Raw genomic sequence first — 9,058 nt, forward strand, 5'->3', positions numbered from 1 at the left:
AATGCCACGCTCAGGCAGCAGGTCTTCGACGTTGCGAAGTGACAGCGGAAATCGAACATACATCATCAACATCAGGCGGATGATCTCAGGGCTGGTTTTGAAGTAGCGGAAGGGCGAGCGTCTTGTCATCCCGCGAAGCGACGAAACCACCCTACCCGCCTCAAGCCGGTTTCCTCTGACAATGCCCTTTGGTGTCTTTTGCGTATTTCCGGAACATAATTGACAATTTTGGACGCTGTTTTACAAAATCGACCATGACGCAGCCAATAGATCGCAAGTTAGACATAGTTGTTTTGGTGAGTTCGCATTTTAATGTTTCGGCGACAACGTCTTTCGTGGATCCATTCAGAGTAGCAAATTACCTGACAGGTTCGGCTCGATTTTCTTGGACCTATGTCTCAGACCCCGGTGGTCCAATTGAATCCAGCAGTGGCTTGGTCGTTGACACTGCCCCCTTGGTGGAGGTGGTGAAGCGCAAGCCTTGGATGGTTCTGGTGAGTACAAGTTGGACACCTGAGCGTCACGGGACACCTCAATTCAAGGTAGCCCTACAGAAATGGGAATCGGGTGGAGCAATCGTTGGTGGTTTGGATACCGGCGCGATTGTACTTGCGACGGCTGGACTACTCAAAGGAAAGACCGCAACGGTTCACTATGAACACATCGACGCCTTTGCCGAAACTGCCCATGACACCACCGTGTCAGAGAACATGATTATTATGGATGGAAAGATTTTCACTTGTTGCGGGGGTTCTGCAGCAACCGATCTGGGATTGCGGTTTGTACATTCTGTCGCTGGTGAGAGTATCGCCAATGCATCTGCTCGATACCTTTTTCATCACAATGTGCGCGGAGAAGGCCAATCACAGAACCCCAAAGACATGGAGCCGCTGGGGTACGTCACCTCTGGGGTAGTAAGGGACGCAATCGATTTGATGGAAGCGCATTTGGAAGCCACTTTGTCGATCCCTGAAATATCAGCGAGGTTGAAGATTTCGCAACGACAACTTAGCCGGTTGTTTCAGCAATATGTCCATAAGTCGCCGATCGAGTATTACCGCGACATTCGCCTTGATCGCGCGCGCGGATTAGTGACGCAAACTGAGCTTAAGTTCAGCGAGATTGCGGAAGCATCAGGGTTTAATGGACAGGTTCATTTCAGCCGGGCATACCGCAAACGATTTGGATTGACACCCAGTGCGGATCGCATTGAAGGCCGCACCCCGTTCGAGTTTCGCGCTTGGCCAATGTTCAATCCCGACATCAAGTCCGAAGGTGTTGGGTAGCTTTTTGCATCGCTGTAAGCATCTTGTCGCGTTGCGCTGATAACTCTTCTGTACTTTGCCCCTGAGTTTGATCGTTAATGCCATCGACCAGTTTATTGATGACATCCTCATCAAGACGAGGATCGCCCAGGTCGTCCCACCAGCCATTGAATGTGTCTTTGAAATGGTCACAGAAAGCCTGCAGGCCACCATCGCCTGCGCCTAAGTGAAAAAGGGTTGTCGGACCCATCGCCGCCCATCGCAGTCCCGGGCCAGCCCACATCGCTTTATCGATGTCTTCGACACTGGCAACACCTTCGACCGCCATATGAACGGCCTCGCGCCAAACTGCGGCTTGCAAACGGTTCGCGACATGTCCTGGCATGCCTTTCTTGATCCGGATCGTGATCTTACCAATGTCTTTGTAGAAAGCTTCTGTGCGGTCCAAGACATCTGAACCGGTGGAATCGTTGACGGTCAATTCGACCAATGGGATGAGATGCGGTGGGTTAAATGGATGACCTAGGATCAATTTGCTGGGATCGCGCCATCCCTCTTGCAAAGCTTCAAGCGTCAGGCCGGAAGTTGAGCTTGAAACTATTGCGTTAGGGTTCAACTCTGGCTCAATCCCGGCATAGGTCGAATGCTTGATTGGCAGTCTTTCTGGCACGTTCTCCTGAACGAATTGTGCGCCCTGGACAGCCGCCTCGGCGGTTGAAACGAAAGTGATAGCGTCCGGTGTGGCCCTATCTGTGAGGTTCAACTCGTCCAGTGCCGGCCAGGCTTTTTCGACATAAGAGCGAACGGATGCTTCGGTAGTCGGATCGGGATCAAAGACCGTCACGCTACGACCCGAGGCGAGAAACAACGCGGCCCAGCTTGCCCCTATCACACCGGCTCCAAGAATGGCGGTTCTTTCAATTTCTGACATCATAACAGTCCCGGATTAAGGGGGGAGGCCGCCGTCAGGCCACCGTCCACCGTGAACAACTGGCCGGTTGCAAAAGACGAGTCGTCAGAGGCCAGCCACACAGCCATCGCTGCAATATCGGCAGGTTTGCCAAAGCGTTTGACCGCGTGGCGAGCCAGCGCGTCGGATTTGGCCTTTTCCGGGTCGTGCGCGAGGTCAAACGCTGCATCCAGCATGCCCGTCTCAATCCATCCCGGGCAGATCGCATTACAGCGAACCGCTGGCCCATGGTCTACTGCAATAGAGCGTGTGAGCCCATGCACAAACGCTTTTGACGCATTGTAGAGCGCCATCGATGGGTCCGCGGCATTGCCCGAGATCGAACCGATATTGATGATCGAGCCACCTTGCGACATTTCTGGAATGAAGGCACGACAACAGTTGAAAACGCCTCGCGCATTTACGCCCATCACTAAATCCCAATCCGCGTCCGAGCTTTCGGTAACAGTTTTTTCGACCTGAACGCCGGCGTTATTTACAAGGATATCAGTCCCACCGACTATACTGACGATCTCTGCAACCGCTTCGGCGTCGGACACATCCAGTGTGTACCAAACTACATTTTCCGGCAGATCATCGGGTTGAGGGCCGCGCCCGCAGGTAGTGACAGCGGTCCCTTCAGCCAAGAACGCCTCAACAATACCCCGCCCAATGCCCTGCTTGCCGCCTGTGACAAAGGCGCGTTTTCCAGCCAACCGCATCAGTGTGCCACCATGACGTGACGGATCGCAGTATAAGCGTCCAATGCATAGACCGACATATCACTGCCTGTGCCCGAGCCTTTCATCGCGGCCCATGGCATCTCGGGGGTCGCGACCCCATGCGTGTTTACCCACGTAAACCCATAGCGCAACTTGGACGTCATTTGCATTGCTCTCCCAACATCTCGTGTCCAAACCGATGAGGCCAACCCGTAAGGTCCGTTGTTGGCGATCTTCAACGCATCTTCTGCCTCGGAAAAACGAGAGACAGTTACAACAGGTCCAAATACCTCGTTGCAGGCAATCTCTGCAGTGTTGTCGACATTGGCAATGACTGTCGGCTGGTAGAAAAAGCCGTCTTCTTCGCCAGACGCCCCACCGGAAACGATTTCAGAGCTGCAGCGTGCGCGATCGACAAAATCAGCCACTCGATCCCGCTGTGCCGCAGAGACAAGCGGGCCCATTTCCGTTCCTTCAGCTTTCGGTGCACCAGTCTGGATCTGGCCAACTTGATCGGCAATCTCGGCCACAAGTTTGTCGTAAACACTGTCTGCAACCATCACGCGGCAAGGCTGTGCGCAGTCCTGACCGGCATTGAAGTAGCTGCCATATCGGATCGTCTCGGCCACAGCATCGAGATCAGCATCATCAAAGACAATAACCGGCGCCTTGCCGCCCAATTCCAGATGAACGCGTTTAATCTGCTGGGATGCAGCCCGCATTGCAGCCATGCCAGTCGCCGGAGATCCCGTAACGCTGATCCCTTCCATCTGTGGGCTGTTCATCAAGGCATTCCCGACGCCGAGCCCGCGACCATGAATCACGTTTAGCACGCCTTTTGGCAGAACATCTTGTAACAATTCTGCAAGTCGAAAAGTAGATAGCGGCGTGATCTCGGAAGGTTTCAACACCACCGAACATCCTGCCGCAATTGGTGCGGCAATCTTCCAGGACGCCATCATCAGCGGATAGTTCCACGGCGCTATGGCCGCGACAGGGCCAATGGGATCGCGCCGGATCATCGAGGTATGACCCGCGACATACTCTCCAGAGGCAGACCCCATCATGGTGCGCGCAGCCCCGGCGAAAAAGCGAAAGACATCGATCGTCAGCGGCATTTCGTCATCATGAGCCGATGGCCAGGGTTTTCCCACATCCAAGCTCTCAAGTTCTGCCAACTCCTGGCCGTTTGCCTCGATAACTTCAGCTATGTGAAGCAATATCGCAGCGCGTTCCGCGGGGGTCGTACCCGAAAAGGTCTCAAATGCCTCTGCCGAACTGCGCTCTGCCGCCTCGGTCTGTGCATCGCCGGCCTCTTTTACTGTGCAGATGATTTCGCCTGTTGCAGGGTTCAGGATTTCCAACGCCTCTTCGGTACCTTCGACCAATTCGCCATTGATCAACATTTTCGTCTGCATAAGCGTCTCCTCAAAACCCAACCTGATCGCCGCCTTTTAGTGCGAGCCGCATGCGCGCTTCTGCTGGCGTCGCGACCGTAAGGCCAAGGTTTTCTACGATTGATCGGATGCGCGTGACCTGCTCCGCGTTGGATTTGGCCAACTCACCTTTGCCAATGAACAGGCTGTCTTCGAGACCAACCCGAAGGTTTCCGCCGCGCAATGCACTTTGGGTTGCAAAAGGCATTTGGTGACGGCCAGCGGCAAGGACAGACCATTCGTAATTCTCTGCCCCGAACAGCTTGTCCGCTGTGTTGTGCATGTGGGTTAGATGGTCTGCATCCGCGCCAACACCACCCAAGATGCCGAACACCATCTGAATGAAAAAAGGCGGTTTGATCAGGCCTTGATCCACGAACCATTTGACGTTGTAGAGATGGCCAAGATCATAGCATTCGAACTCGAACTTTGTGCCATGATCACCACCAAGTTTTTCAATGGCGTAACGAATTGTTTTGAAGGTGTTGGGAAAGATGAAGTCCTCTGTCATCTCCAGGAATGGCTGTTCCCAATCGTGCTGAAACTCGGTGTATTTCTGCAGCATCGGAAAGATGCCAAAGTTCATGGAACCCATGTTGAGAGATGCCATCTCTGGGCTTGTTGAGGTCGCCGCCAGCAGGCGCTCATCCATCGACATACCCAAACCACCGCCGGTAGAGACATTCATCACCACATCAGTGGACTGTTTGATCACGGGCAGGAACTGCTGAAATAGCTCGGGTCGGGGGTCGGGTTTGCCGGTCTCTGGATGCCGTGCGTGCAAGTGAATGATCGACGCGCCGGCTTGTGCCGCTTCAATACTTGCTGTCGCGATCTCGGCAGGCGTAATCGGCAGATGTGGTGACATCGACGGCGTATGGATGCCCCCTGTGGGTGCGCAGGTGATGATGACGGATTTGGGCATCAGAGCTTCATCTGCTGCACTTGTGCAGACAGCCCCCCGTCCAGAACCCACAACTGGCCAGAGGCATACCGTGCTTCGTCGGAAGCAAGCCAGTTAACCAGGTTTGCAATGTCCTGTGGCGTCCCGTAAGTGCGCGTCGGATGAACATCGCGCACGGCCTGTTGCAGCGTTTCAATATTGCCGCCGGCGCCACCAGATCCATCTCCGTTGAAGAAGCTCTGCAGCATTGGGGTATCGATATAGCCGGGGCAGATGGCGTTTACGCGGATACCTTCGGGGCCATGATCGCAAGCCATTGCGCGGGTCAAAGCGTGTACTGCACCTTTGGTTGCGCAATAGGCCGCAAGGCCCGGATCAGCGATGAACCCATCGTAGGAGCCAAAATTGATGAGGCTTGCGCTATTCCCTGTCTTCGCGGCTTCGCGCATCAATGGGATGGCGTATTTCGAGGTCAGGAAAGTGCCTGTAGAATTCACGGCAAAGCTTTGGTTCCATTCCTCCAGCGTAGTCTCTTCAACGGTTTTTTCGATCTCGATCCCGGCCGCGTTTACTAGGATGTCCAACTTTCCGTGTGTGGCGCGCACATGATCCATCGCCGCAACCGAGTCTGCCTCTTGAGTCACATCCAGCTTAACAAAATGACTGCCATCTTCGTCGTGCTGGTCTAACGATCCTTCCGGTGTGAGGTCAGCTGCAAATACTGTTGCGCCTTCTTTTAGGAACCGCGCGACAATTGCACGCCCGATACCACCGCGCGCGCCGGTCACAAGGGCAATTTTTCCGTTCAGCATCATTAGTTTCAATCCTTCAAAGGCGGATAGCGGTAGCGACTCGCGGCAACCGTCCAATCCAAGTTGTTGCGGACATACTGCTGACTTGCATCAGACGGTGGGTTGTAATCCCATGGCGCGCTGGCACCTGCCTCCATCGCGGCATGTAACGCGCGGCGTGATTTCTGCGTGGCAATAATCTTCTTTCGCAATTCACTACCGTCCCACCGTTCCGCGACTTCGGCTGCAAAGCGAGCTGCCGGGTCAGCATAGTCAGGGTCTGTGGCAACATTTTTTGTTTCCAGCGGGTCAGCGTTTAGATCGTAGAGCTGCGGCGGATCGCTGTCGCAATGAATGTATTTTAAAGGGCCGCGCCGGATCATGATTACGGGATAGCCCGTCATCTCGGCACAATACTCACCGATGGCTTCATCAACTGGGTCGTAATCGCCACGGGCCAAAGGCATTAGACTGCGCCCGTCGATCGGTTCTCCGATCATCGTCTCATTACCACCGCCGATATCGATAAATGTCGGCAGCAAATCGACCAGCGACACTGCATTCTGCGTTGTCCCCACTACAACGCCCGGCCCGGCCATGACCAGTGGAACGCGCGCAGAGTGTTCAAAGAAATTCATTTTATACCACAGCCCACGTTCTCCCAGCATGTCGCCGTGATCCGCAGTTACAAACACTATGGTGTTGTCCAACTCGCCCGTCTCTTCGAGGGTCTGAATCAGCTCCCCGATCTTGCTGTCGAAGTAGCTGACATTGGCCAGATAAGCATGACGCGCGCGACGGATTTCTTCGTCGCTGAGCGGCACATATGATGCTTCGATCCCATCCATCAATCGACGCGAGAACGGGTCCTGATCCTCCGTCACGGGTGTAAAGGACGGCATGTCGATCTCATCGTCCGAATAAAGATTCCACCATTCAGGTCGCGCAACGTAAGGATCATGCGGGTGAATGAAGCTTACCACCATCGCAAAGGGTGCATCGTTCCCACGTGCTTTGTCTCGGGCCACATCGAAGAGCCAGCGATTGGCGGCAAAGCCGACTTCATCGTCATAGTCGATCTGGAAGGTCGCATGGGCCAAACCGCTTTCCTTGACGGTTTGCATGTTATGATACCACTTATCGATCCGCTCATCAGGCGCTTCCCAATCCGGGGTCCATGCGAAATCTGCGGGGTAGATATCGGTTGTTACCCTGTCTTCGAACCCATGCATCTGATCTGGGCCAACGAAATGCATCTTGCCTGAAAGACAGGTCCGGTAGCCTAGCGATTTAAGGTAATGCGCAAATGTTGGCACCGATGCTCTGAACTCGGATGCATTGTCATAAGCTGCAATGCGGCTGATGTGCTGGCCCGACATAAAAGCAAACCGTGAAGGTGCGCAGAGTGGAGAATTGCAATAAGCCGCATCAAAGCGCATGCCGCGCGCGGCTAACGCATCAAGGTGGGGTGTCTTGGCAACCTTATGACCATAAGCCCCAGTGAAGTGCGGTGCCAATTGGTCCGCCATTATCACGAGGATGTTTGGCCGCGTCACGCAGCACCTTTTGCGTAAGCATCCAGGACGAGGCCATGGAAGTGATGTACGGCGTGCTCGGACTTGCCGGAACCATCCGGGTCATTGACGATCCGACCTTGGGTGAACGCAGGTGTGTTCATCCCGCGCTGCACACTTTCGACAAGGCTAATATCTTCGACCTGAAGAACTTCATCCAGATAACGAATTGCGTCCAACTCCATCGCGTCGGGTTCCGGCGTCTCAAGGAAGAAGTCGTAAGTTTCAAGCGTCCGATCTGGCCCAACGGGGATGATGTTCAACACGATCATGCTCGACCGTCCCGGATACCGCATCAGGCAGGTCGTCGGATAGAGCCACCAAACCGCATGGGTTTTCACGGTGGCATTCGACACGTCATAAGCGGAATTCGGACTTGTGCCCGCGTCAGCCATATGGCTGGAGTAAATGCCGTAGGTCGTAACCTTGTAGGTATCCATATCCACGAGGTCACAAAAATCCTTGTGCGCTGTAGGACAGTGATAGCACTCTAGGAAGTTGTCCACGACGTTCTTCCAGTTGGATTTGATGTCATAGGTCAGACGATGGCCAAAAGTGAGTTGATCCACATCCGGTGCCCAATGGCGCACTTCGGTTTCCAAGTTGCCGGATTGTTCTGACAAAGACGCGGCCATCGGATCCAAATTAACGAACACAAAGCCGCAAAATTCCTCGACCTGCACTGCATCGAGACAAATCTCGTCTTTCCTGAAATCTTCGAGGTTTTCGGTATGTGGAGCACGGGCCAATTGCCCGTCAAGTTTATAGACCCAAGCATGATAGGGGCACATGATCCGCGTTGTGTTGCCTTCGCCCGACAGCAATTCATGCGCACGGTGTTTGCAGACATTATAAAAGGCACGAAGCTTACCCTCTTTATCACGCACAACGGCAATGGGTTGGCCGGCAATTTCCACTGTTACATAAGATCCTGGCTCACGTGTTTTCTCGACATGACATACCCATTGCCAAGTTTTGGAGAGGATGGCGCGAAGGTCTGCGTCAAACCACTTGCGCTCGGTGTAGGCAGCAGCCTGCAATGAGCTGGAGCGCGAAGGATCAGCATGATAGCCAAAGAAAATTGTATCTGAATCAGTCATGATTACGCCTCCGATGTTAGGTTAAATCTATTTCAAGTAGGATTCGGAGCTATGTTTAATCAGCCGCTAGTTTGATTATTTTCGCCAAGCATTTGGCTTTGGGGGACACCGTATTAATCCATCAAGCATTGGATTTAGCTGACGGTGCTGTCAGACGATTTCGAACCAGTCTCAGTTTGCCGCGGAAACCGCGAACCTATCCGGAACAGAGTTGACGCCACTCGCTAAGAGCGGCGGCGCGGGTCAGCTTGAAGGTGTCTCGACTGGCTAGCGATCTTTCCTGGTTGAAGTAGTTGTAGACAGAGGAATGGACGGAG

The 9,058-nt window shown here is 53.8% G+C and carries 8 protein-coding genes and 1 pseudogene; 1 reads left to right on the plus strand and 8 read right to left on the minus strand.

The window, feature by feature from the left end; all coding sequences use genetic code 11:
• Positions 1-129 (minus strand): annotated as a pseudogene (locus DK510_RS23315) (IS6 family transposase); the annotation flags it as partial.
• Between the two features lie 125 nt (positions 130-254).
• On the opposite strand from DK510_RS23315, the gene DK510_RS12205 reads away from it, so the two are divergent.
• Positions 255-1,286 (plus strand): GlxA family transcriptional regulator, encoded by a 1,032-nt coding sequence (locus DK510_RS12205; protein WP_109312329.1) that lies wholly within the window; start codon positions 255-257, stop codon positions 1,284-1,286.
• Here DK510_RS12205 and DK510_RS12210 read toward each other — a convergent pair.
• Genes DK510_RS12210 through DK510_RS12240 form a run of 7 tightly spaced genes read right to left on the minus strand, consistent with a single transcriptional unit; the run spans position 1,264 to position 8,741 of the window.
• Positions 1,264-2,196, minus strand: coding sequence for a 3-hydroxyacyl-CoA dehydrogenase NAD-binding domain-containing protein (locus DK510_RS12210; protein ID WP_109312336.1), 933 nt, complete (start codon positions 2,194-2,196; stop codon positions 1,264-1,266). The two genes, DK510_RS12205 and DK510_RS12210, sit on opposite strands and share 23 nt — an antisense overlap.
• Entirely contained in the window at positions 2,196-2,936 is a 741-nt protein-coding gene (locus tag DK510_RS12215) for an SDR family NAD(P)-dependent oxidoreductase (protein WP_058273722.1), read from the minus strand. The genes DK510_RS12210 and DK510_RS12215 overlap by 1 nt, the downstream gene beginning before the upstream one ends.
• Positions 2,936-4,354 (minus strand): aminobutyraldehyde dehydrogenase, encoded by a 1,419-nt coding sequence (locus DK510_RS12220; RefSeq protein ID WP_109312330.1) that lies wholly within the window; start codon positions 4,352-4,354, stop codon positions 2,936-2,938. The genes DK510_RS12215 and DK510_RS12220 overlap by 1 nt, the downstream gene beginning before the upstream one ends.
• 10 nt (positions 4,355-4,364) lie before the next feature.
• The gene (locus DK510_RS12225; RefSeq protein ID WP_109312331.1) at positions 4,365-5,297 is read right to left on the minus strand and encodes a 3-keto-5-aminohexanoate cleavage protein; all 933 of its coding nucleotides are present in this window, start codon (positions 5,295-5,297) and stop codon (positions 4,365-4,367) included.
• Positions 5,297-6,088 carry an SDR family NAD(P)-dependent oxidoreductase gene (locus DK510_RS12230; protein WP_234999054.1) on the minus strand — a complete coding sequence of 264 codons (792 nt, stop codon included), beginning with the start codon at positions 6,086-6,088 and terminating at the stop codon, positions 5,297-5,299. The genes DK510_RS12225 and DK510_RS12230 overlap by 1 nt, the downstream gene beginning before the upstream one ends.
• Positions 6,089-6,096: 8 nt before the next feature.
• Positions 6,097-7,623, minus strand: a complete 1,527-nt coding sequence (gene betC, locus DK510_RS12235; RefSeq protein WP_200833236.1) for a choline-sulfatase — start codon at positions 7,621-7,623, stop codon at positions 6,097-6,099.
• Positions 7,620-8,741, minus strand: a complete 1,122-nt coding sequence (locus DK510_RS12240; protein ID WP_109312334.1) for an SRPBCC family protein — start codon at positions 8,739-8,741, stop codon at positions 7,620-7,622. Before DK510_RS12240 ends, betC begins: the two co-directional genes overlap by 4 nt.
• Between the last annotated feature and the right edge of the window lie 317 nt (positions 8,742-9,058).

Source organism: Ruegeria sp. AU67, from assembly GCF_900312795.1.
Taxonomy (GTDB): Bacteria; Pseudomonadota; Alphaproteobacteria; order Rhodobacterales; family Rhodobacteraceae; genus Ruegeria; species Ruegeria atlantica.

Coding starts and splice junctions, on each gene's coding strand:
- DK510_RS12205 (WP_109312329.1), top strand. CDS start 255: ATGACGCAGCCAATAGATCGCAAGTTAGACATAGTTGTTTTGGTGAGT.
- DK510_RS12210 (WP_109312336.1), bottom strand. CDS start 2,196: ATGTCAGAAATTGAAAGAACCGCCATTCTTGGAGCCGGTGTGATAGGG.
- DK510_RS12215 (WP_058273722.1), bottom strand. CDS start 2,936: ATGCGGTTGGCTGGAAAACGCGCCTTTGTCACAGGCGGCAAGCAGGGC.
- DK510_RS12220 (WP_109312330.1), bottom strand. CDS start 4,354: ATGCAGACGAAAATGTTGATCAATGGCGAATTGGTCGAAGGTACCGAA.
- DK510_RS12225 (WP_109312331.1), bottom strand. CDS start 5,297: ATGCCCAAATCCGTCATCATCACCTGCGCACCCACAGGGGGCATCCAT.
- DK510_RS12230 (WP_234999054.1), bottom strand. CDS start 6,088: ATGCTGAACGGAAAAATTGCCCTTGTGACCGGCGCGCGCGGTGGTATC.
- DK510_RS12240 (WP_109312334.1), bottom strand. CDS start 8,741: ATGACTGATTCAGATACAATTTTCTTTGGCTATCATGCTGATCCTTCG.